Origin of the sequence: Enterobacter sp. NFIX59 (assembly GCF_900113755.1) — a bacterium.
GTDB lineage: Bacteria > Pseudomonadota > Gammaproteobacteria > Enterobacterales > Enterobacteriaceae > Enterobacter > Enterobacter pseudoroggenkampii.
Genome location: NZ_FOQN01000002.1, coordinates 1 through 23,043 on the forward strand (window position 1 = coordinate 1; position 23,043 = coordinate 23,043).

The following is a 23,043-nucleotide window of genomic DNA, read 5'->3' on the forward strand; positions in this document are numbered from 1 at the left end:
TTCTCTGCTGACCCGGCGGCGTGTGTGCCGTTGTTCCGTGTCAGTGGAGGCGCATTATAGGGAGTAATTCTGAACCTGCAAGGATAAAGTGAAATTTATTTACTGACCGCTCACTTTCCAGGCAAAACCGACTCCAGACATCAATTTTCGCCTGGTTTTTAAACAAAAACGAGCCGCAAGCGGCTCGTTTTTGCGTTTTGTGACTTACTGCACTGCCACAATGCGATCGTCGTTGGCTTCCAGACGAATAACTTTGCCTGGAATCAACTCTCCGGAGAGGATCTGCTGCGCCAGCGGATTTTCGATCTGCTGCTGGATAGCACGTTTCAATGGACGCGCACCGTAAACCGGATCGTAACCATTCTCGCTCAGCAGCTTCAGCGCCTCGTCGGAGATGTGAATTTCATATCCACGTTCTTCCAGACGTTTGTACAGACGCTGCAGCTGGATCTGCGCAATCGACGCAATGTGTTTCTCACCCAGAGGATGGAATACCACCACTTCATCAATACGGTTGATGAACTCCGGACGGAAGTTATGGCTCACCACACCGAGCACCAGATCCTTCATATGGCTGTAGTCCAGTTCACCGAAACGTTCCTGAATCAAATCAGAACCCAGGTTCGAGGTCATAATGACAACCGTATTACGGAAGTCGACCGTTCTCCCCTGCCCGTCGGTCAGACGCCCATCATCCAGCACCTGCAACAGGATGTTGAACACATCCGGGTGTGCTTTTTCCACTTCATCCAGCAGGATGACGGAATAAGGACGACGGCGAACCGCTTCCGTCAGGTAACCGCCTTCTTCATAACCGACATATCCCGGAGGCGCACCGACCAGACGCGAGACGGAGTGTTTCTCCATAAACTCGGACATGTCGATACGCACCATCGCATCGTCGCTGTCGAACATAAAGTTAGCCAGCGCTTTACACAGCTCGGTTTTACCGACACCGGTCGGCCCCAGGAACAGGAACGAACCGATAGGACGATTAGGATCGGAAAGCCCCGCACGGCTACGGCGAATAGCGTTCGATACCGCTTCAACCGCTTCGTTCTGACCAATCACACGATTGTGGAGATCGTTCTCCATGCGCAGCAGTTTTTCACGCTCGCCTTCCAGCATGCGCGCCACCGGAATACCGGTCCAGCGAGCAAGCACTTCCGCGATTTCTGCATCCGTCACCTTATTACGTAACAGACGCATCGTTTTCCCTTCTGACTGCGTCGCTATCTCAAGCTGTTTTTCCAGCTCAGGAATTTTGCCGTACTGCAGTTCAGACATCCGCGCCAAATCGCCGACACGGCGAGCCTGCTCAATGGCAATTTTTGCCTGTTCGAGTTCAGCTTTGATGGTCTGCGTGCCGGAAAGGGATGCTTTCTCGGCTTTCCACTCTTCTTCCAGCTCAGAATACTGGCGCTCTTTATCGTCCAGTTCTTCATTGAGCATATCGAGGCGTTTCTTACTGGCTTCATCAGACTCTTTCTTCAGCGCCTGCTGTTCCAGCTTGAGCTGAATGATGCGTCGGTCGAGTCGGTCCAGCTCTTCCGGCTTCGAGTCAATTTGCATACGAATGCTCGACGCCGCTTCATCAATCAGGTCGATCGCTTTATCCGGCAACTGACGGTCAGCAATATAACGATGCGAAAGCGTCGCCGCCGCAACGATGGCCGGGTCAGTGATCTGCACGTGGTGGTGCAGTTCATAGCGCTCTTTCAGACCACGCAGGATCGCGATGGTATCTTCAACGCTTGGTTCAGCAACAAACACTTTCTGGAAACGACGCTCAAGAGCAGCATCTTTCTCAATGTACTGACGATATTCGTCCAGCGTAGTGGCACCGACGCAGTGAAGCTCACCGCGCGCCAGCGCAGGTTTCAGCATATTCCCGGCATCCATCGCGCCGTCTGCTTTACCCGCGCCGACCATGGTGTGCAGTTCATCGATAAACAGAATGACGTTGCCTTCCTGCTTCGCCAGGTCGTTAAGCACGCCTTTCAGGCGCTCTTCGAACTCGCCGCGGTATTTCGCACCGGCCACCAGCGCGCCCATGTCCAGCGCCAGCACGCGGCGGCCCTTCAGGCCTTCCGGCACTTCACCGTTGACGATACGCTGCGCCAGCCCTTCAACAATGGCGGTTTTACCGACACCCGGTTCACCAATCAGCACCGGGTTGTTCTTGGTACGACGCTGCAGTACCTGAATGGTACGGCGGATTTCTTCATCACGGCCGATAACCGGGTCAAGTTTGCCCTGTTCAGCACGCTCGGTCAGATCGACCGTAAATTTCTTCAAAGCCTGACGTTGGTCTTCGGCTCCCTGATCGTTCACGCTTTCACCTCCGCGCATTTTCTCAATCGCCTGAGTCACATTGGCGGTGGTCGCACCGGCAGATTTCAGCAGGTCGGTCAAGGTACCGCGTGATTCAAGCGCCGCCAGAACAAATAGCTCTGACGAAATAAAGTTGTCCCCACGTTTTTGCGCCAGCTTGTCGCAAAGGTTCAGCACGCGCACCAGATCCTGCGACGGCTGAACGTCGCCGCCGGTCCCTTCGACCTGCGGCAAACGGCTCAGCGCCTGATCGATAGCGGTGCGTAACTGGCCAGCATTAATGCCAGCGGACGTTAATAAAGGACGTACCGATCCCCCTTCCTGATTCAGCAAGGCGCTCATTAAATGAAGAGGTTCGATAAATTGGTTGTCGTGCCCCAGTGCGAGGGACTGGGCATCGGCGAGAGCAAGCTGGAATTTATTAGTAAGACGATCCAGACGCATAACTCCTCCCATAACAGGTCAAATTTGCTACTGGAGATTAAATGAGGTCATCCCTCAATTATTCAAGGTTAATGACCTGAATTATGTGAAAAGAAAACGGCACGTACCGGATCGTCTTGATTCTTTAGGTTATATCAGCCAAATAAAACTTGCCATACGACCAGTGGTCTTGTCGCGGCGATAAGAGAAAAAATCACCCTTTTCGGTGAATGTGCAGCGATCGCCGCCGGAGATCTGCGTTACGCCCACGTTATTCAAACGCTGACGCGCAAGCTGGTAAATATCGGCCAGATATTTATCTCCAGAAGGCAGGAAGGCGTCCACCGCTTGCGGATCTTTATCCATAAAGGCGTCGCGGACCTCTGGGCCCACTTCAAAAGCGCGAGGACCAATGGCCGGGCCAAGCCAGGCCATAATATTGGCGGGCTCATCCTTAAAACAGGCGACGGTTTCTTCCAGCACGCCTTCACACAGTCCACGCCAGCCCGCGTGTGCTGCAGCCACCTCGGTACCTGCACGGTTGCAGAACAGCACTGGCAGACAATCGGCGGTCATTACGGCACAAACGGTTCCCGGAGTATTGCTGTAAGAGGCATCAGCGCGTTTAGAAGCATAGGGTTCTCCCGTCAACTTCAGCACCGCCTTGCCGTGAACCTGTTCCAGCCAGACTGGCTTCGACGGCAAGTTCCCCGCAGCAAACAGACGCCTGCGGTTCTCTTCCACGTGTTCCAGGTTGTCACCACAGTGCGCACCGAGGTTCAATGACTCCCACGCGCCCTGGCTAACACCGCCAGTGCGGGTTGAACTGCAGGCAGCCACGCCAGCAGGCAATGGCCACTCCGGGACAATCAGTTTGGTCATAACCAGTCCACTTGATCCTTATGTTCTTCAAAATCAGCACGCATGGCGTCAATAAGATCCACCATATCCTGAGGGATAGGCGCATGCCACTCCATCTGAATGCCGGTGATAGGATGGTAAAGACGCAGCATCGTCGCGTGCAGCGCCTGACGATCGAATTTACGCAATACGCTGATGAACTCATCCGATGCGCCTTTAGGCGGACGCGGACGGCCACCGTAGACCTGATCGCCCACCAGCGGATGGGTAATGTGGGCCATATGCACACGGATCTGGTGAGTACGCCCGGTTTCCAGACGCAGACGCAGGCGCGTATGAATACGGAAGTGTTCCATAATGCGATAGTGCGTCACCGCCGGTTTACCCATCGGATGCACCGACATATGGGTACGCTTGGTTGGGTGACGGCTGATAGGCTCCTCCACCGTTCCGCCAGAGGTCATATGCCCAATGGCTACCGCTTCATACTCACGGGTGATTTCGCGCAGCTGCAGCGACTCCACCAGACGTGTCTGAGCAGGAACGGTCTTCGCCACCACCATCAAACCCGTGGTGTCTTTATCCAGACGGTGCACGATGCCCGCGCGCGGGACATCCGCGATCGGTGGATAGTAATGGAGAAGTGCGTTAAGTACCGTACCGTCAGGGTTCCCCGCGCCCGGATGAACAACCAAGTCGCGCGGCTTGTTGATCACCAGAATGTCATCATCTTCATAGACGATGTCCAGTGGGATATCCTGCGGCTCGAAGCGGATTTCCTCTTCGATTTCAGCATTGATGGCGACAGCTTCCCCACCTAACACTTTCTCTTTTGGTTTGTCCCAGATCTTGCCGTTTACCAGCACGCGCTGGTCAAGGATCCATTCTTTTATGCGTGAACGCGAATAATCAGGGAACAATTCGGCCAAAGCCTGATCTAAGCGTTGACCGAGCTGATTTTCGGAGACTGTTGCGGTGAGTTCTACTCGTTGTGCCATAAACTGCTTCTTCGTTTAACGTTGGGTTTTACGGCTTTGCCGTTTAATATAGTGTGCTATTGTAGCTGGTCTTAATCGGGAGCAGGAACAGAGTTTCTCCCGGACAAACATTTGAGGAAAGTCAAAACGTCATGACGCGCATGAAATATCTGGTGGCAGCGGCCACGTTGAGCCTGGCTTTGGTGGGCTGCTCCGGTTCAAATGAACAGGTCCCTGACAATCCGCCGAATGAAATCTATGCGACTGCACAACAAAAGTTGCAGGACGGTAACTGGAAACAGGCGATAACGCAACTGGAAGCGTTGGATAATCGCTATCCATTTGGTCCGTATTCGCAGCAGGTACAGTTAGATCTCATCTACGCATACTATAAAAATGCCGATCTGCCGCTGGCTCAGGCAACCATCGATCGTTTCATGCGTCTGAACCCGACTCATCCTAACATCGACTACGTGATGTACATGCGCGGTCTTACCAACATGGCGCTGGACGACAGTGCGCTGCAGGGCTTCTTCGGCGTGGATCGTTCCGACCGTGACCCGCAGCATGCGCGTGATGCCTTCAATGACTTCTCCAAACTGGTGCGCGGCTATCCGAACAGTCAGTACGTGACCGACGCCACCAAGCGTCTGGTGTTCCTGAAAGATCGTCTGGCGAAATATGAATACTCCGTGGCGGAATACTATACCCGCCGTGGCGCATGGGTTGCCGTGGTTAACCGCGTAGAAGGTATGCTGCGTGATTACCCGGATACTCAGGCAACGCGTGACGGCCTGAAGCTGATGGAAAATGCTTACCGTCAGATGCAGATGACCGCTCAGGCTGAAAAAGTGGCGAAAATCATCGCCGCGAACAGCAGCAACACCTGATTTTGCCTCAATGCAAAACGGCAGCCTTCGGGCTGCCGTTTTTTTATTCGTTTCTGAGCGTCGCTGAAGCGCGCTAGCCTCAACACATCCTGTCAACTATGGCCCCAATTTATGCCTTCTACAAGGTAAATCTCACCTCTTCCTGCCCTGCCTCACAAAAAAGATTCCCTGACAAAAACCGACAAAATAACGTGATCTAAATCACACATTTTGACATTAGGTCGGGTATGCTGGAATCACCAAGACGGAAAGACAAGAGGTAAAATTTATGACAATGAACATTACCAGTAAACAAATGGAAATTACTCCGGCAATTCGCCAGCACGTCGCAGACCGTCTCGCCAAACTGGATAAATGGCAAACACATTTGATTAATCCACATATCATCCTGTCCAAGGAGCCGCAGGGTTTCATCGCTGACGCAACTATCAATACTCCAAACGGCCATCTGGTCGCCAGCGCAAAACACGAGGATATGTACACCGCTATTAACGATTTGATCAACAAGCTGGAACGGCAGCTCAATAAAGTGCAACACAAAGGTGAAGCTCGTCGCGCCGCAACATCGGTGAAAGACGCCAGCTTCGCGGAAGAAGTTGAAGAAGAGTAATCCTTTAAATTGAGTGTACCGCCAACGCGCCTTCGGGCGCGTTTTTTGTTTTTTATTGACAGGGTGAAAACAGTACGGGTACTTTAACGGTATCACTCACAGGATGACTTTATGAAACTTACGCCGTTCTTCTTCGCATTCTTTTTTACCTTCCCCTGAACGGGAGGCGTTTCGTCGTGTGATAAAGAATGCGAAGACGAACAACAAGGCCTCCCACACCGGGGGGCCTTTTTTATTGATAACGATAAAATGAGACAGGCAACACTATGACACCGGAAAACCCGTTACTGGATCTGCGAGTAAAAATCAGCGCGCTGGATGAGAAACTGCTGGCGCTGCTGGCCGAACGCCGTACTCTTGCCGTTGAAGTGGGCAAAGCCAAGCTGGACTCCCATCGTCCGGTCCGTGATATCGACCGCGAGCGGGATCTGCTGGAACGTCTCATTCAGCTCGGCAAAGCGCATCACCTCGATGCCCACTACATTACCCGGTTGTTCCAGCTCATCATCGAAGATTCCGTTCTCACCCAGCAAGCGCTACTCCAACAGCATCTCAATAAAACCAATCCGCATTCTGCTCGTATCGCCTTCCTCGGGCCCAAGGGCTCTTATTCTCACCTGGCCGCACGTCAGTATGCCGCACGCCATTTCGAAGAATTTATTGAAAGCGGCTGCGCGAAGTTTGCCGACATTTTTAACCAGGTCGAAACCGGTCAGGCGGATTACGCCGTGGTGCCGATTGAGAACACCAGCTCCGGTGCCATCAACGACGTCTACGACTTGCTGCAGCACACCAGCCTGTCGCTAGTCGGCGAGCTGACGATCCCTATCGATCACTGCGTGCTGGTCTCCGGCTCAACGGACCTGAACACGATCGAAACGGTCTACAGCCACCCGCAGCCGTTCCAGCAGTGCAGCCAGTTCCTGAACCGCTATCCGAACTGGAAAATTGAGTACACCGAGAGCACCTCGGCGGCGATGGAAAAAGTGGCGCAGGCGAACTCCCCCACCGTCGCGGCGCTCGGCAGCGAAGCGGGCGGCGCGCTGTATGGTTTACAGGTGCTGGAACGCAACCTGGCAAACCAGACACAAAACATTACCCGCTTCGTGGTGCTGGCCCGCAAGGCAATCAATGTGTCTGACCAGGTACCGGCTAAAACCACGCTGCTGATGGCCACCGGCCAGCAGGCCGGTGCGCTGGTTGAAGCCCTGCTGGTGCTGCGTAATCACAACCTGATCATGACGAAGCTGGAATCACGTCCGATCCACGGTAACCCGTGGGAAGAGATGTTCTACCTCGATATCCAGGCCAACCTGGAATCTGCGTCCATGCAGAAAGCCCTGCGCGAGCTGGGCGAGATCACACGTTCCATGAAGGTGCTGGGCTGCTACCCGAGCGAAAACGTCGTCCCGGTCGATCCGAGCTAACGTTCGATAAAGCGGCTTTTCTTCATCCCTGCCACGTTAACCGGCAGGGTGAAGATGGCGCCGGAGAGCGGATACTTCGCCACCTCTTCTGCATCCATATTTTCCCGCGTGGTGGTAATAAACAGCGTTTTCATGTCATCGCCGCCAAAGCAGACCATCGTCGGGCAACGTACCGGCATGCGGTATTCTTCCAGTTGCTCCCCTTGCGGTGAAAAACGCGCAATCCGCCAGCCGTCAAACAGCGCGCTCCAGTAGCAGCCTTCCACGTCCATCGCCGCGCCGTCCGGAATCCCTTCCCCCTCTTTAAACTGACGAAACACCTCACGCCTGCCGGGTTCGCCCTGCTCATCAAGCGGGGTACGGTAGATCACACCGTTTGGCGTGTCTGAGGTAAACATCCACTGCTTATCCGGGCTAAACGCTAAGCCATTGTGACCGTGAATATCGCACTGGATCACCTTCGGCGTCAGGTCGTTGTCGATGCGCATCAGCAGGGCGCCGTTGTAATCTCCCGGCCCCCAGAACGTGCCCGCATAGAACCGGCCCTGATGGTCGGTACCCCCATCGTTAAAACGCGCCAGCTGCGGGTTAGAGGGGTTGTCGCACACCTTGCGCTGCAGAAGGCCATGCTTATCGGCAAGCCAGATGCCATTGCGCATGGCGACGATAAACCCGCCGCGCTCGCGCAGCGCGAAACAGCCCACCTCCTCGTGGAAAGAAAGCACGGTGTGTTCCGCCGTCGGCAGATGGTAGCGGTGGATCTCCCCTTCAAGAATATCGGCCCAGTAGAGCGCGCGCTCTTCTACGCTCCACGTCGGGCATTCAGGCAAATGCCCGGTATAATTCAACAGCAGCTGCGGTTCGGCCATGACAGTTCCCCAAAATGAAAAAAGCCAGCAATGCTGGCTTTCAGTATATACATCATCGCATTACTGGCGACTGTCATTTGCCTGGCGCAACAGCGTCCGGCTCTCACTCTGGAAGCGCTGCGCGTAATCGCCAAACCAGTGCTCGACCTTGCGGAAGCTGTCGATAAACGCCTGCTTGTCTCCGTGCTCCAGCAGCGTAATGGCTTCCCCAAAGCGCTGATAGTAGCGCTTGATCAGCGCCAGGTTGTTCTCGGAGGACATAATAATGTCCGCGTACAGCTGCGGATCCTGCGCGAACAGGCGGCCGACCATCGCCAGCTCCAGACGATAGATCGGTGAAGAGAGTGCCAGCAGCTGTTCAAGCTGCACGTTCTCTTCCGCCAGATGCAGGCCGTAGGCAAACGTCGCAAAGTGGCGCAGCGCCTGAATGAACGCCATGTTCTGATCGTGCTCGACCGCGCTGATGCGGTGCAGTCGCGCACCCCATACCTGAATCTGCTCCAGGAACCACTGATAGGCTTCCGGCTGACGACCATCGCAGTAAACCACCACCTGCTTAGCCAGGCTGCCGCTGTCCGGGCCAAACATTGGGTGCAGGCCCAGTACCGGGCCGGTATGTGCAGCCAGCATGGCCTGCAGCGGACCATTTTTGACAGAGGCCAGATCCACCAGGATGCAATCTTTCGGCAAAGGAGGCAGCTTTTCGATGATCTGCTCCGTCACGTGGATCGGCACGCTGACGATAACCATCCCGGCATCTTTCATGAGTTCCGGTGCCTGCGCCCAGTCCTCTTTTTCCAGAATGCGCACCTGATAGCCAGACAGCGTCAGCATTTTTTCAAACAGACGCCCCATCTGCCCTGCACCGCCGACAATCACCACCGGACGCAGGGACGGGCAGAGAGTTTTAAAGCCCTTGTCGTTTTCGCTGGAATAGGACTCCCGCATCACGCGACGCAGAACATCTTCTATCAGGTCCGGAGAAACGCCCAGCGCCTGCGCCTCTTTACGACGGGAGGCCAGCATGGAGGCCTCGCGCTCCGGGACGTAAATCGGCAGGCCGTATTTGCTTTTCACCTCACCCACTTCGGCAACCAGCGCCATACGGCGCGCCAGCAGATCCAGCAGCGCCTTATCCACTTCATCAATTTGATCGCGCAGTGCGGTCAATTCAGCAACCATAACTAAACCTCTTAAGCCAGACGCGTCGCCAGCTGGCCGTTCAAATCTTTGTGGATCTCACGCAGCAGCGCATCGGTAGTCTCCCAGCTGATGCAGGCATCCGTCACGGAGACGCCATGCTTCATGGCACTGCGCGGTTGTTCAGATGACTGATTGCCTTCATGAATATTGCTCTCAATCATCAGACCGATAATCGAACGGTTACCATCTTTGATCTGTGCGACCACAGATTCCGCAACCGCTGGCTGGCGACGGTAATCTTTATTCGAATTACCATGACTGCAATCTACCATCAGTGCCGGGCGCAGTCCCGCCTGCTCCATCTCTTTTTCACACTGCGCCACGTCCGCCGGGCTGTAGTTCGGGGCTTTCCCGCCGCGCAGGATCACATGGCCATCGGGGTTGCCCTGCGTTTGCAGGAGGCATACCTGGCCCGCCTGGTTGATACCGACAAAACGGTGCGGCATGGCGGCAGCACGCATGGCGTTGATCGCCGTCGCCAGGCTGCCATCGGTACCGTTTTTAAAACCAACCGGCATCGACAGGCCCGACGCCATCTCGCGGTGGGTTTGCGATTCCGTGGTACGCGCGCCAATCGCGGACCAGCTGAACAGATCGCCCAGGTATTGAGGACTATTAGGATCCAGCGCTTCGGTTGCCAGCGGCAGCCCCATGCTGACCAGCTCCACCAGCAGGCGACGCGCAATCTTCAGGCCTGCTTCCACATCAAACGAGCCATCCATGTGCGGATCGTTAATCAACCCTTTCCAGCCGACGGTAGTACGTGGCTTCTCAAAATAGACGCGCATCACCAGATAGAGGCTATCGCTGACCTCCTCCGCTAATGTTTTAAATCGACGAGCGTACTCAATGGCGGTTTCAGGATCGTGAATGGAGCAAGGACCGCATACCACCAGCAGGCGCGGATCGCGGCCGGCGATAATGTCAGAAATGGTCTGACGAGAGTGCTCAATCTGAGCCTCCTGCGCGACGCTCAGCGGAAATTCTGCTTTCAGTTGATCCGGAGTAATTAAAACCTGTTCGTCAGTGATATGTACATTGTTCAGCGCGTCTTTTTGCATGATGGCGATCCTGTAAAGCTCGTTTGCGATAGTTGTTTTCCTCGATGAGGTGAGACCACGATACCATAAAAAGTAAACATTTCAATCCAAAATACGTACAGATTAGTTTACATATGCCAATTTATTGCAAAAATCAGCCGATAAAAACGTAAACTTTAAATTACAGACAGATTTTCTTTAGCCAGGCTATGCTGAAGAAAAAAGGAGAATGGCTATGCGTTCAATTGCTCTCGCGCTGTTGTCGCTGTTTTTAACGGGCTGTCAGATCAATCCTTACACCTTCCAGCCCGACTGGACCAGCCCATCCTGGTTTGATGCCGGTAAAGAAGACGCCATGAATGGCCTGCCGGTTAAAGATAACCAGGCCCTGGCCGATAGTTTTAACGACACGCACGTCGATCGTAGTGAATATCTTCGCGGCTATGCCGATGGTCAGAAGAAAGTCTGCGAAGAAGGATTTATTCATGCCTGGGGATTAGCAGGGAAATCTTTCCCTGCCAGCTGCGATACTGCCGAAAACGCGGCAACACTGCGTGCGTCATGGCAGAAAGGGATGGATGAAAGTATGCGCTCCAGCAGACTCAATTAAGTCTGTTTTTATCCACCGGAAAATACACAACAGTAGGATTTAGCTTAGGTTGGCCTCATGCTATTTCTGACATAATGACGGATCTGATAAACAATGGTATTCTGCCCGCAACTCTTAAGGACGTCTATTTCCGGAGCGATGTGGCGGATTCTGGTGAGAAATTCATTCTTGATCTCTTTATTCCGACTCACTCTGGTGTTAATGCTGTTCCTTATGGTGGGCCCAACGACGGCAGGCGCACTTACGGAAACGGATAAATCAGTACGCTCAATTGTCTCAGGCATTGTGAGCTATACGCGATGGCCGTCACTTACCGGGCAACCTAAACTCTGCGTCTACGCCACTTCTCACTATACGCATGCCCTCAGCGGCGACGAAGGGCACAACGAGTTACCTTATACCCCCGTTATTGTACGTAACGATCGGGAAGCCCTGGCCGCGACGTGCGATGCGATTTATTTCGGATCTGAATCACCGGCAAAACAACTTGAATTAATAAGTCAATATCAGGGCAGAGCGTTGCTATTAATCTCAGAGCAAAATCCGGAATGTGTAATTGGCAGTGCCTTTTGCCTGATGATCGATCGCGGCCAGGTACGGTTTTCCGTCAACCTGGATGCATTGACGCGCAGTGGCGTAAGAGTCAATCCGGATGTATTAATGCTGGCACGGAATAAGCAGCATGGATAAAGATTTCACTTCAACATCACGTCCGACGTTTAAAAGAACATTGAGGCGAAACAGCATGATAAGCGTCATTATCACCATGACGTTAATATGGCTGTTGCTCTGTTTTGCCTCCGTCGTAACCTTAAAACAATACGCGCAAAAGAATCTCGAATTAACCGGCGCCACAATGAGCCACAGCCTGGAAGCCTCGCTGGTTTTCAACGACTCGCTCGCGGCCAGCGAAACGCTTGCCGCCCTGGGCAAACAGGGGCAGTTTGCCGTGGCCGAGGTGATTAACGCGCATAAAAAGCGGTTCGCCTACTGGTCCTGGAACCCGGAAGATAACAACGACACGCTGGGTGCACTGGTCAGCCGCTGGCTTTTCCCCGTACCGGTTGCGCAGCCCATCATGCATAACGGCTTAACGATCGGCGAAATTCGCCTTACCGCGCGTGACAGTCTGATCAGCCATTTCATCTGGATGTCGTTTGCCGTTCTGACCGGCTGCATTCTCTTTGCCGCCGTCGTCGCGCTCATCATTACCCAGTCTTTGCATCATGGGATGGTTACGGCCCTGCAGAACATTACCGACGTCGTGCATGACGTACGCACGAACCGCAACTTCTCCCGCCGGGTGAAAGATGGCCGTATCGAAGAATTTCACCAGTTTGGCGAGGACTTCAACAGTCTTCTGGATGAAATGGAAGAGTGGCAGCTGAAGCTGCAGGCGAAAAACGCCCAGCTGTTGCGTACCGCCATGCACGACCCGCTTACCGGTCTTGCCAACCGTGCGGCATTTCGTAACAGCATTGCAGCCTTAATGAACGACCCTTCAGCCAAAACAAACTCGGCCCTGCTCTTCCTCGACGGTGATAATTTTAAGTTTATTAACGACACCTGGGGACACGCGGCAGGAGACTGCGTGCTGATTGAAGTCGCCAGCAGGATGATGGAGTTTGGCGACAAACGTCACCAGGCATACCGGCTTGGCGGTGACGAATTCGCCATGGTGCTGTACGGCGTGCACTCTGAGCTTGAGGTTCAACACATTTGTGCTGCGCTTTCGCAGCAGTTTATCCGTCCGTTTGATCTTCATAACGGACAAAAAGCATCGATGTCACTCAGCATTGGCTTTGCTCTGGCGTGGGAAAATGCTTCCGTGGAAGCATTACTGGAGAGGGCTGACCGCAACATGTACCAGGTTAAAAACCAGCGTACGAAAACAATAAGTTAGAAAGGAAATTCTATGTTAAAACGTTACTTCGCGCCGATAGTACTGGCCTCACTGATTCTGGCAGGCTGTCAGTCGCCGCCGGAAGGCAAATTCACTCCTGAGCAAATTGCGGCGATGAAGTCTTACGGTTTTAACGAACTGAACGGTGACTGGTCACTTGGCATATCGGACACCATCCTGTTTGATAAAAATGACGCCAGGCTGCGCCCGGAAAGTGAAACACAGATCCAGTCCATGGCCTCTCGCCTGGCGGAAACCGGGCTGAACCACGCGCGAATGGACGGTCACACGGATAACTACGGGGAAGAAAGCTACAACGAAGCGCTGTCGTTAAAACGCGCCAATGCGGTGGCCGAAGCCTGGGCTAAGGGTGCAAATATCCCGCGCAGCAATCTCACCACGCGGGGATTAGGTCAAAAATACCCGGTTGCGAGTAACAGTACCCCACAAGGGCGCGCTGAAAACCGCCGCGTCGCAGTGATTATCAGCACGCCATAGGGTTATTTAGCGGATGATTCGGCGAGCGTCACCCTGGTTGCCGCTCGCCAGCGCAGCCAGTCCACCAGAACAAACAGCGCCAGACTCGCGCCCATGACCGGCAGGGCCAGCCCCAATAGTACGCTGGTTACCACCGTAACGCCTCTTCCCCATCCTGACAGCGCCAGCCAGCTCTGACAAAGCGTTTGTACCGGACTCACTGCCGATTGCGCAGGACGACGCATCCACCACATCCGGTATCCCCAGATAATGAGCACGCACAGGGCAAGACCAAACGCCACGAGCAGCAGCTGATTTGCCAGGCCGAACAAGATCCCCATATGGAAATCCACGCCCCAGCGGGTCAGTTTTGCCATTAGCGGGAAATCCTCGAATCGGGTTCTGTCCAGAACCTGCATCGTCGAAGGATCAACCGCAACGGCATCGACCTGGGTCGGCCAGCTGCGATCGATTTCCGTCACGGTCCAGGCACGATCCATCGTTTTCGCCGGGCGGATCTCCAGCCTGTTGGCATCAATCCCCGCTTTACGCGCCGCGCTTAGCACTTTGTCAAACTGCGTCAAATCCATCGCCATTTCCGGCATCACCATTCCGCCGTGATGACCACGGTGTTCGGCATGTTCATCCACGATCTCATGTTGGCCGGATAGCGTCGTGTTCACCTGCGGGGTGAGCCAGTTCATCTCTGCCCGCAGCTTATCCACGTTCCCGCCAGCACACTGGGACCAGGTCAGGCCGGTTGCGGAGAACAGCAGCATTCCACCCAGCAGAACCCAGCCCAGCGTCACGTGCACCCGACGCCGGTTCTGGAAGCGATTATTGATCCGCCGTTTGGGTCGGGTATAAAACCACAGGGCAACACCGCCCAGCGCGGCAACCCACATCCAGGAGGCCGCAAGCTCGCTGTAAAGGCGCCCAATGTCGCCCAGCAGCAGAGAGGTATGCAGGTAATCAATGGTCTGACGCAGGGGTAAAATCCCGCTGGTGCCGTATACCGTCAGATCTCCCAGCACCGCCAGGCTCACCGGATCGATAAAGATAGCCCGGTTCTCCGATGGCCCAAGTTTCGGGTCAGCGAACATCACGCGGGTGGTTTCGCCCTCAACCAGCCCCGGACGCACGGCGTGCAAACGTAAATCTGATCCAACGTTTTTTTCCGCCGCGGCGATTTGTTCTGCCAGAGGCTGCGGCTCGCCCACGGAATCCGTGTGGAGCGCGTGCCGGTAGAGTGCGTTTTCCAGCTGCGGGGTCGCCACATATAGCGTCCCGGTCAGCGCGGCGAAGAAGATAAACGGGCCGACAAACAGCCCGACGTAGAAATGGAGACGACGCAGCAGGTTTCCCCATGCCGCGCGCGGAGTGCAGGTAGTCATACTTTTCCTTTTTAAGGCAAAAAGTTATCGATTTTGTTTTTAAAGGGAAAAAGCAGACTGTCGCGGCGGCGCGCGGGTATCAGGGTAAAGCCAGGGGAAGAAGTGCCAGTGGTTGACCGCCTGACGCGGCGGCTTAACGCGAAGCCTCTGCAGCACCACGCTGAGCAGGATGATGAGCGCCAGCATCACGCCAGGGACATGCGCTAACAGCACGCAGTAGCCGCACGCTTCAGCATGGTCGACAGGCATCGTGTGCGGCATATCGCCGTGATGCTCGTCCATCGACATCATGCTCATGTCATGATGCATGCCCGGCATGGCGCTCATGGGATCTTTCTGCAACGAGACGGAGATAAGCGGTGCTACCACGATCAGCAGGATCGCGAACAGCGCGGTCAATGCCGCTGCGCGTTTCCGGTCAGGCTGATGCAGTACGTTATCCACTTCCCCTCCATTCAAGAGGCAAGCATTGTAAATGATTTATGACAAAAGGGTTAACGCGAGAGGTGCGATGGGATAAAAAAAGGGCCAGCCTTTCGGCCAGCCCTTTCTAACAGGATGTCGCTTAAGCGAATCTTAGTTCAGACGCTCTTTAATACGAGCAGACTTACCAGTACGCTCACGCAGGTAGTACAGTTTAGCTTTACGTACAGCACCACGACGTTTAACAGCAATGCTGTCAACTACCGGAGAGTGAGTCTGGAAGACACGCTCAACGCCTTCGCCGTTGGAAATTTTACGAACAGTGAATGCAGAGTGCAGACCGCGGTTACGAATAGCGATAACCACGCCCTCGAATGCCTGCAGACGTTTTTTGGAACCTTCAACAACCCATACTTTCACTTCCACGGTGTCACCTGGACGGAAGGAAGGTACGTCCTGCTTCATCTGCTCTTGTTCAAGTTGCTTAATAATGTTGCTCATAATTTAATCTCTTATCCTGGGTAAACTGATATTCGGGAGCGTATTACGCATTCCCATCATGTTCATGCTGCTGTTGCGCGTGTTCAGTTTTGAACTCGGCCAGCAACTTTGCTTGCTCTTCAGTCAGAGCCAGGTTTTCCAGAAGTTCAGGTCTTCTAAGCCAGGTTCGGCCCAGCGACTGCTTCAAACGCCAGCGACGTATCTCGGCATGGTTTCCAGACAGTAACACTGCCGGTACTTCCATCCCTTCTAACACTTCAGGACGAGTATAGTGTGGACAGTCCAGCAACCCATCGGCAAAGGAATCTTCCGTTGCCGAAGCTTCATGGCCCAGAACCCCCGGAATGAACCGGGCGACGGAGTCAATCAGCGTCATTGCCGGTAACTCACCACCGCTGAGAACGTAATCGCCGATAGACCATTCTTCGTCAATCTCGGTTTGGATTACGCGCTCATCTATCCCTTCGTAGCGCCCACAGACCAGAATCAGCTTTTGATTCGTCGCCAGTTCGCTCACGCCCGCTTGATCAAGCTTGCGTCCCTGAGGTGACAGATAAATCACCTTTGCGCCTTCACCTGCCGCGGCTTTTGCTGTGTGAATGGCGTCCCGTAAGGGTTGCACCATCATTAGCATCCCCGGTCCGCCGCCGTAAGGACGATCGTCCACGGTACGGTGCCGGTCATGAGTAAAGTCACGAGGACTCCAGCTCTGGATGCTCAGCAGGCCATTCTTTACTGCCCGGCCAGTTACCCCGTAATCGGTAATCGCGCGGAACATTTCAGGAAACAGGCTAATTATGCCAATCCACATAGCGCCGTCTTTTACCGTTTATCCGGAGAATTTAAAAACCAGGATCCCAATCTACTTCAATGGTTTGAGTAGTGAGATCGACTTTCTTGATAACCTGTCCATCGAGGAACGGAACCAACCGCTCCTTGATGCCAAATGCATCTTTCAGGTTTGCCTTAATGACGAGAACGTCATTCGACCCGGTTTCCATCATATCGATGACTTTCCCCAGGCTGTAGCCTTCGGTAGTGACTACCTGGCAACCCATAAGGTCTTTCCAGTAGTAGTCGCCCTCTTCCAGCTGTGGCAACTGCGACGAATCCACGACAATTTCACAATTAGTCAGCGCATTCGCGGCATCACGATCGTCAACGCCTTTCAGCTTGATGATGATGTCCTGATTGTGGTGACGCCAGCTTTCCAGCTCGACCTCTTCCCACTTACCGCCTTTCTGGATAAACCAGGGCTGGTAATCAAAAATGCTATCAGCGTCTTCAGTGGAGGAAAACACTCTGAGCCAACCACGGATACCGTAGCAAGAACCCATTTTTCCCAATACGATCGGTTCAACAGGTACTTTATTGCTCATCATGACCACCGTGACAGATTAAGCTGCTTTGTTTGCTGCTTTGATCAGCGTAGCAACGCGATCGGAAACAGTAGCGCCCTGGCCAACCCAGTGAGCGATACGATCCAGATCCAGACGAGTTTCTTCTTCTGCGCCAGCGGCCAGTGGGTTGAAGAAACCAACGCGCTCGATGAAGCGACCGTTGCGTGCATTACGGCTGTCAGTCACAACAACCTGGTAGAACGGACGCTTTTTAGCGCCGTGACGTGCTAAACGAATAGTTACCATAACATCCTCTTGTGTGAATAAAACAACCGGGCCCCATCGAGGAACGGAGCCCGGGTGTCATATTAAAAGCCCGAAAATTTTACTCATTTTCGGGCAAAAAGCAATCTCAAAAGCGATTAACGCCCTGGAAAACCGGGAGGCATCATCCCTTTCATGCCGCGCATCATCTTCGCCATGCCGCCTTTCTTCATTTTCTTCATCATGCGCTGCATGTCGTCGAACTGTTTCAGAAGGCGGTTAACGTCCTGCACCTGCATGCCGCAACCGGCTGCGATACGGCGTTTACGGGAACCTTTGATGATATCCGGGTTTGCGCGTTCTTTGAGGGTCATCGAGTTGATGATCGCCTCCATACGCACCAGCACCTTGTCATCCATCTGCGCTTTCACGTTGTCAGGGATCTGGCCCATGCCCGGCAGTTTGCCCATCAGGCTGGCCATGCCGCCCATGTTTTTCATCTGACGCAGTTGCTCAAGGAAGTCGGTGAGATCGAAACCGTCACCTTTTTTCAGCTTGCTGGCCAGCTTCTCGGCCTGCGCGCGGTCAACCTTGCTCTCGATATCTTCGATCAGCGACAGTACGTCGCCCATGCCGAGAATACGGGAGGCAATACGGTCCGGGTGGAACGGCTCCAGCGCTTCGGTTTTCTCGCCCACGCCGAGGAATTTAATCGGCTTACCGGTGATGTGACGAATAGAGAGCGCCGCACCGCCGCGGGCGTCACCGTCCACTTTGGTCAGCACCACGCCGGTTAACGGCAGCGCTTCGTTAAACGCTTTCGCGGTATTCGCCGCATCCTGACCGGTCATGGCGTCGACAACGAACAGGGTCTCTACCGGGTTGATAGAGGCATGCACCTGCTTGATCTCGTCCATCATCGCTTCGTCGACGTGCAGACGACCGGCGGTATCCACCAGCAGCACGTCATAGAATTTCAGCTTCGCCTCTTTCAGCGCGGCGTTAACGATGTCGACAGGCTTCTGCGCCACGTCGGACGGGAAGAAATCCACGCCAACCTGCTCTGCCAGGGTTTCCAGCTGTTTGATCGCCGCCGGGCGATAGACGTCCGCAGAGACCACCAGCACTTTCTTCTTGTGCTTTTCACGCAGGAACTTACCCAGCTTACCGACGCTGGTGGTTTTACCCGCACCCTGCAGGCCCGCCATCAGCACCACGGCCGGTGGCTGAGCCGCCAGGTTAAGCACCTGGTTCTCTTCGCCCATCGCCGAAACCAGTTCATTACGAACGATTTTGACGAACTCCTGACCCGGGGTCAGGCTCTTGTTAACTTCATGACCAACCGCCTTCTCTTTTACGCGGTTGATAAAATCACGAACAACCGGCAACGCGACGTCTGCTTCCAGCAGCGCCATGCGCACTTCGCGCAGCGTTTCCTTGATGTTCTCTTCAGTAAGGCGTCCGCGGCCGCTGATGTTGCGCAGCGTGCGCGACAAACGATCGGTTAAATTATCAAACATTGTCTCTCGCCTGAGTAGAAACGTTGGGCCGCCATGGGCGACACATACACAGAATTTTGCCGGAGTATAACATGAAGGCGCCTTTGTTGTTATGCAACGGTTGGAGCAGGCGTCACGTAACGTTATACTGCTTCTCTTTCTTATTAAGACAACTGTCGATGCCTATATGCCTGTTTTCGCACTGATCGCCCTTGTTGCCTACTCTGTCAGCCTCGCGCTGATTATTCCCGGACTGCTGCAAAAAAACAGCGGCTGGCGGCGCATGGCTATTCTCTCGGCGGTGATCGCACTGATTAGCCACGCCTTTGCGCTGGAATCACGCATCATTCCCGGCGACGGCAGCGTGCAAAACCTGAGCGTCCTCAACGTCGGCTCGCTGGTCAGCCTGATGATCTGTACGGTGATGACCATCGTCGCGTCTAAAAATCGCGGCTGGCTGCTGCTGCCGATTGTCTACACCTTCGCGCTGATCAATCTGGCCCTCGCCACCTTTATGCCTAATGAGTTTATTACGCATCTGGAGGCTACCCCGGGGATGCTGGTGCATATCGGCCTGTCGCTCTTTGCCTACGCGACGCTGATCATCGCCGCGCTTTACGCCATGCAGCTCGCCTGGATTGACTACCAGCTGAAAAACAAAAAGCTGGCCTTTAACCATGAAATGCCGCCGCTGATGGTCATTGAGCGCAAGATGTTCCACATCACCCAGGTGGGGGTGGTGCTGCTGACGCTGACGCTCTGCACGGGCCTGTTTTACATGAAGAACCTGTTCAGCGTGGAGAATATCGATAAAGCGGTGCTCTCCATCATCGCGTGGTTTGTCTATATTGTCCTGTTATGGGGCCATTATCATGAAGGCTGGCGCGGTCGTCGCGTGGTCTGGTTCAACGTCGCGGGTGCGGGCATTCTCACCCTTGCCTATTTTGGCAGCCGCTTCATACAGCAATTTGCTGGCTAAGAAACAAAGGAGTTCCCCCTGGAACACATCTCTACCACCACGCTGATCGTTACGCTGATCGTCATGGTGGTCATCTCCGCCTATTTCTCCGGCTCGGAAACCGGCATGATGACCTTAAACCGCTACCGGTTACGGCATCGTGCTAAACAGGGTAACCGTGCCGCACGTCGCGTTGAAAAACTGCTCCGCAAGCCGGATCGCCTGATAAGCCTGGTGCTCATCGGCAACAACCTCGTCAACATTCTGGCCTCTGCCCTCGGCACCATCGTCGGGATGCGCCTGTACGGCAACGCCGGGGTGGCGATTGCCACCGGCGTGCTGACGTTCGTGGTGCTGGTGTTTGCCGAAGTGCTGCCGAAAACCATCGCCGCGCTTTACCCTGAGAAAGTCGCCTACCCGAGCAGCTTCCTGCTGGCACCGCTGCTGATCCTGATGATGCCGCTGGTCTGGCTGCTGAACATGGTGACGCGCGTCCTGATGCGGATGGTGGGAATCAAAGCCGACGTCACCATCAGCAGCGCGCTCAGCAAAGAAGAGCTTCGCACCATCGTGCATGAATCCCGCTCGCAGATCTCCCGGCGCAATCAGGACATGCTCCTGTCGGTGCTGGATCTGGAAAAGGTGAGCGTGAACGACATCATGGTGCCGCGTAACGAAATCGTCGGTATCGACATCAATGACGACTGGAAAGCCATCGTTCGCCAGCTGACGCACTCCCCGCACGGGCGCATTGTGCTCTATCGCGACTCGCTGGATGACGCCATCAGCATGCTGCGCGTGCGCGAAGCCTACCGTCTGATGACCGAGAAAAAAGAGTTCACCAAAGAGGTGATGCTGCGCGCCGCCGACGAAATTTACTACGTGCCGGAAGGAACCCCCCTCAGCACGCAGCTGGTGAAATTCCAGCGTAACAAGAAGAAGGTTGGCCTGGTGGTCAATGAGTACGGCGATATTCAGGGGCTGGTGACGGTCGAAGATATTCTGGAAGAGATTGTCGGGGACTTTACCACCTCAATGTCGCCTTCCCTCGCGGAAGAGGTTACCCCGCAAAACGACGGATCGGTGCTGATTGACGGCAGCGCGAACATTCGCGAACTCAACAAAGCCTTTAACTGGCATTTGCCGGAAGATGAGGCTCGCACCATTAACGGGATGATTCTGGAAGCGCTGGAAGAGATCCCGGCGGCGGGCACGCGGGTGCGCATTGAGCAATACGATATTGATATCCTGGACGTACAGGACAATATGATTAAGCAGGTGAAAGTTCTGCCTGTTAAACCCCTGCGCGAAAGTATCGCGGAGTAAGGCTGTAGGCCGGGTGAGGCGAACGCCGCCACCCGGCACTACGGATGGCTAAATTACGCTTTCGCTTTCGCCACGGTCACCATCGCCGCGCGAATGGTACGGCCGTTCAGGGTGTAACCTTTCTGCATTACGCCCAGCACTTTACCGGCTTCAATCTCTTCAGATTCAACCATCGCAATCGCCTGGTGAACGTTTGGATCCAGCGGAACGTCGGTATCGGCAATTACTTCCACGCCAAACTTACGCACCACGTCGAGCATGGATTTCAGCGTCAGTTCGATACCTTCGATCATTGCCGCGTTGTCCGGATTAGCTTTGTCAGCCACTTCCAGCGCGCGATCGAGGCTATCGATTACCGGCAGCAGTTCGTTGACGAATTTCTCCAGCGCAAATTTATGCGCCTTCTCAACGTCCTGCTCGGTACGGCGACGCAGGTTTTCCATTTCTGCCTTGATGCGCAGAACACCATCGCGTTCGCGATTCTGTGCTTCTACCAGCTGGGCTTCCAGATTCGCAATTTTTTCATCGCGCGGGTCCACCTGCTCAGCAGATGCGTCTGGCTCTACAGCCTCAACTTCATCGTGCTGTTCCGTGATAATTTCTTCAGGGGCTTGCCCCTCAGGCGTTTTCTGTTCTTTACTACTCATGAATTTCTCCGCGTTTTTCTGCATTCATCTCGCTAACTTCGCTTATTATGGGGATCAGTTTCCGGGATTCAAGGGAACAAGACAGATTGTCATCATTCATCAGGCACAAGGACCTCCAGAAAATGAATAATCATTTCAGGTGTATTGGGATCGTCGGGCATCCGCGTCACCCTACCGCACTAACGACACATGAAATGTTGTATCGCTGGTTGTGTAGCAAAGGCTATGAAGTGATGGTCGAGCAGCAGATTGCTCAGGAGCTGCAGCTCAAAAGCGTCAAAACCGGCACGCTGGCGGAAATAGGCCAACAGGCCGATCTCGCCGTGGTGGTGGGCGGCGACGGCAACATGCTCGGCGCGGCCCGCACGCTGGCGCGTTATGACATTAAGGTCATCGGCATCAACCGTGGCAATCTCGGCTTTTTAACCGACCTTGACCCGGACAATGCGCAGCAGCAGCTGGCCGACGTGCTGGAAGGCCACTATATCAGTGAAAAACGCTTTTTACTGGAAGCGCAGGTGTGCCAGCAGGACTGCCAGAAGCGCATCAGCACCGCGATTAACGAGGTGGTCCTTCACCCCGGTAAAGTGGCGCACATGATCGAGTTCGAAGTTTATATCGACGAGATCTTTGCCTTCTCCCAGCGTTCTGACGGGCTGATTATCTCCACCCCGACCGGCTCAACCGCCTACTCGCTTTCTGCCGGCGGCCCGATTCTGACGCCCTCATTGGATGCCATTACCCTGGTGCCGATGTTCCCGCACACGCTCTCCGCCCGCCCGCTGGTCATCAACGGCGACAGCACGATCCGTCTGCGCTTCTCGCACCGCCGTAACGACCTGGAGATCAGCTGCGACAGCCAGATAGCGCTGCCGATCCAGGAAGGTGAAGATGTGCTTATTCGCCGGTGTGATTACCACCTGAATCTGATTCATCCGAAAGATTACAGCTATTTCAACACATTAAGCTCGAAGCTTGGCTGGTCAAAAAAATTGTTCTGATTCTGCATCCAGTACTTTACTGTATAAAAAACCAGTTTATACTGTATGAAAACACAGTTATGGTTT

Annotated in this window: 25 protein-coding genes and 1 other annotated feature; of the genes, 11 read left to right on the top strand and 14 right to left on the bottom strand. The window is 54.3% G+C overall.

The window, feature by feature from the left end; translation table 11 throughout:
- Window positions 1-204 precede the first annotated feature (204 nt).
- The 3 genes from clpB to rluD all read right to left on the bottom strand — a co-directional run bounded on the left by clpB (window position 205) and on the right by rluD (window position 4,616).
- Window positions 205-2,778 carry an ATP-dependent chaperone ClpB gene (gene clpB, locus BM007_RS08715; protein WP_032646889.1) on the bottom strand — a complete coding sequence of 858 codons (2,574 nt, stop codon included), beginning with the start codon at window positions 2,776-2,778 and terminating at the stop codon, window positions 205-207.
- 129 nt (window positions 2,779-2,907) lie between these two features.
- A complete protein-coding gene (gene yfiH, locus BM007_RS08720) occupies window positions 2,908-3,639 on the bottom strand; it encodes a purine nucleoside phosphorylase YfiH (RefSeq protein WP_090418264.1) in 732 nt (243 codons plus the stop codon).
- Window positions 3,636-4,616 carry a 23S rRNA pseudouridine(1911/1915/1917) synthase RluD gene (gene rluD / locus BM007_RS08725; RefSeq protein WP_023308866.1) on the bottom strand — a complete coding sequence of 327 codons (981 nt, stop codon included), beginning with the start codon at window positions 4,614-4,616 and terminating at the stop codon, window positions 3,636-3,638. The genes yfiH and rluD overlap by 4 nt, the downstream gene beginning before the upstream one ends.
- A gap of 131 nt (window positions 4,617-4,747) precedes the next feature.
- Here rluD and bamD point away from each other — a divergent pair, with 131 nt between their 5' ends.
- From bamD to pheA, 4 genes are all read left to right on the top strand, one after another.
- The gene (bamD, locus tag BM007_RS08730; protein WP_023308867.1) at window positions 4,748-5,485 is read left to right on the top strand and encodes an outer membrane protein assembly factor BamD; all 738 of its coding nucleotides are present in this window, start codon (window positions 4,748-4,750) and stop codon (window positions 5,483-5,485) included.
- 268 nt (window positions 5,486-5,753) lie between these two features.
- Complete coding sequence (gene raiA / locus BM007_RS08735; protein ID WP_003863162.1) at window positions 5,754-6,095, top strand: ribosome-associated translation inhibitor RaiA; 342 nt, start codon at window positions 5,754-5,756, stop codon at window positions 6,093-6,095.
- 110 nt (window positions 6,096-6,205) lie between these two features.
- Window positions 6,206-6,331: a sequence feature (Phe leader region), on the top strand.
- Entirely contained in the window at window positions 6,207-6,254 is a 48-nt protein-coding gene (gene pheL / locus BM007_RS22995; protein WP_100249759.1) for a pheA operon leader peptide PheL, read from the top strand. Its footprint overlaps the feature before it by 48 nt.
- A gap of 30 nt (window positions 6,332-6,361) precedes the next feature.
- On the top strand, window positions 6,362-7,522 hold the full coding sequence (pheA, locus tag BM007_RS08740; RefSeq protein WP_032646893.1) for a bifunctional chorismate mutase/prephenate dehydratase: 1,161 nt from the start codon (window positions 6,362-6,364) through the stop codon (window positions 7,520-7,522).
- On the opposite strand, the gene BM007_RS08745 is transcribed toward pheA, so the two are convergent.
- From BM007_RS08745 to aroF, 3 genes are read right to left on the bottom strand one after another with little or no spacing between them, the layout of a single operon-like run.
- Window positions 7,519-8,391 carry an SMP-30/gluconolactonase/LRE family protein gene (locus BM007_RS08745; protein WP_061714605.1) on the bottom strand — a complete coding sequence of 291 codons (873 nt, stop codon included), beginning with the start codon at window positions 8,389-8,391 and terminating at the stop codon, window positions 7,519-7,521. The two genes, pheA and BM007_RS08745, sit on opposite strands and share 4 nt — an antisense overlap.
- 60 nt (window positions 8,392-8,451) lie before the next feature.
- Window positions 8,452-9,573 (bottom strand): bifunctional chorismate mutase/prephenate dehydrogenase, encoded by a 1,122-nt coding sequence (gene tyrA / locus BM007_RS08750; protein WP_024908344.1) that lies wholly within the window; start codon window positions 9,571-9,573, stop codon window positions 8,452-8,454.
- Window positions 9,574-9,584: 11 nt separating this feature from the next.
- Window positions 9,585-10,655 carry a 3-deoxy-7-phosphoheptulonate synthase AroF gene (aroF, locus tag BM007_RS08755; protein WP_024908343.1) on the bottom strand — a complete coding sequence of 357 codons (1,071 nt, stop codon included), beginning with the start codon at window positions 10,653-10,655 and terminating at the stop codon, window positions 9,585-9,587.
- 214 nt (window positions 10,656-10,869) lie between these two features.
- On the opposite strand from aroF, the gene BM007_RS08760 reads away from it, so the two are divergent.
- From BM007_RS08760 to BM007_RS08775, 4 genes are all read left to right on the top strand, one after another.
- Window positions 10,870-11,244 (top strand): DUF2799 domain-containing protein, encoded by a 375-nt coding sequence (locus BM007_RS08760; protein WP_024908342.1) that lies wholly within the window; start codon window positions 10,870-10,872, stop codon window positions 11,242-11,244.
- 138 nt (window positions 11,245-11,382) lie between these two features.
- Window positions 11,383-11,934 carry a regulatory sequestration protein YfiR gene (locus BM007_RS08765; protein WP_244319927.1) on the top strand — a complete coding sequence of 184 codons (552 nt, stop codon included), beginning with the start codon at window positions 11,383-11,385 and terminating at the stop codon, window positions 11,932-11,934.
- Entirely contained in the window at window positions 11,927-13,147 is a 1,221-nt protein-coding gene (dgcN, locus tag BM007_RS08770; protein WP_061714603.1) for a diguanylate cyclase DgcN/YfiN, read from the top strand. The genes BM007_RS08765 and dgcN overlap by 8 nt, the downstream gene beginning before the upstream one ends.
- A 12-nt stretch (window positions 13,148-13,159) precedes the next feature.
- Window positions 13,160-13,645: an OmpA family protein gene (locus tag BM007_RS08775; RefSeq protein WP_061714602.1), complete on the top strand. Its 486-nt coding sequence runs from the start codon at window positions 13,160-13,162 to the stop codon at window positions 13,643-13,645.
- 2 nt (window positions 13,646-13,647) lie between these two features.
- Here BM007_RS08775 and BM007_RS08780 read toward each other — a convergent pair whose 3' ends face one another.
- The 7 genes from BM007_RS08780 to ffh form a co-directional block, all read right to left on the bottom strand.
- Window positions 13,648-15,018 (bottom strand): PepSY-associated TM helix domain-containing protein, encoded by a 1,371-nt coding sequence (locus BM007_RS08780; protein WP_090418270.1) that lies wholly within the window; start codon window positions 15,016-15,018, stop codon window positions 13,648-13,650.
- A gap of 39 nt (window positions 15,019-15,057) precedes the next feature.
- Window positions 15,058-15,462 carry a DUF2946 domain-containing protein gene (locus BM007_RS08785; RefSeq protein ID WP_024908337.1) on the bottom strand — a complete coding sequence of 135 codons (405 nt, stop codon included), beginning with the start codon at window positions 15,460-15,462 and terminating at the stop codon, window positions 15,058-15,060.
- 132 nt (window positions 15,463-15,594) lie between these two features.
- Window positions 15,595-15,942 (bottom strand): 50S ribosomal protein L19, encoded by a 348-nt coding sequence (rplS, locus tag BM007_RS08790; protein ID WP_002914145.1) that lies wholly within the window; start codon window positions 15,940-15,942, stop codon window positions 15,595-15,597.
- 43 nt (window positions 15,943-15,985) lie between these two features.
- Window positions 15,986-16,753 carry a tRNA (guanosine(37)-N1)-methyltransferase TrmD gene (gene trmD / locus BM007_RS08795; protein ID WP_008502493.1) on the bottom strand — a complete coding sequence of 256 codons (768 nt, stop codon included), beginning with the start codon at window positions 16,751-16,753 and terminating at the stop codon, window positions 15,986-15,988.
- 31 nt (window positions 16,754-16,784) lie between these two features.
- Window positions 16,785-17,324: a ribosome maturation factor RimM gene (gene rimM, locus BM007_RS08800; protein WP_032645319.1), complete on the bottom strand. Its 540-nt coding sequence runs from the start codon at window positions 17,322-17,324 to the stop codon at window positions 16,785-16,787.
- 15 nt (window positions 17,325-17,339) lie between these two features.
- Window positions 17,340-17,588, bottom strand: a complete 249-nt coding sequence (gene rpsP, locus BM007_RS08805; protein WP_003863133.1) for a 30S ribosomal protein S16 — start codon at window positions 17,586-17,588, stop codon at window positions 17,340-17,342.
- A gap of 116 nt (window positions 17,589-17,704) precedes the next feature.
- Window positions 17,705-19,066, bottom strand: coding sequence for a signal recognition particle protein (gene ffh / locus BM007_RS08810; RefSeq protein ID WP_014884878.1), 1,362 nt, complete (start codon window positions 19,064-19,066; stop codon window positions 17,705-17,707).
- A gap of 166 nt (window positions 19,067-19,232) precedes the next feature.
- Between ffh and BM007_RS08815 the strand changes: the two genes are divergently transcribed.
- Together BM007_RS08815 and BM007_RS08820 are read left to right on the top strand one after the other, a co-directional pair.
- A complete protein-coding gene (locus BM007_RS08815) occupies window positions 19,233-20,024 on the top strand; it encodes a cytochrome C assembly family protein (RefSeq protein WP_032623031.1) in 792 nt (263 codons plus the stop codon).
- Window positions 20,025-20,042: 18 nt separating this feature from the next.
- Window positions 20,043-21,329, top strand: coding sequence for an HlyC/CorC family transporter (locus tag BM007_RS08820; RefSeq protein ID WP_032640969.1), 1,287 nt, complete (start codon window positions 20,043-20,045; stop codon window positions 21,327-21,329).
- Between the two features lie 53 nt (window positions 21,330-21,382).
- On the opposite strand, the gene grpE is transcribed toward BM007_RS08820, so the two are convergent.
- On the bottom strand, window positions 21,383-21,976 hold the full coding sequence (gene grpE / locus BM007_RS08825; protein ID WP_032646909.1) for a nucleotide exchange factor GrpE: 594 nt from the start codon (window positions 21,974-21,976) through the stop codon (window positions 21,383-21,385).
- A gap of 122 nt (window positions 21,977-22,098) precedes the next feature.
- On the opposite strand from grpE, the gene nadK reads away from it, so the two are divergent.
- Window positions 22,099-22,977, top strand: a complete 879-nt coding sequence (gene nadK / locus BM007_RS08830) for an NAD(+) kinase (protein ID WP_008502500.1) — start codon at window positions 22,099-22,101, stop codon at window positions 22,975-22,977.
- The last annotated feature ends 66 nt before the right edge of the window (window positions 22,978-23,043 follow it).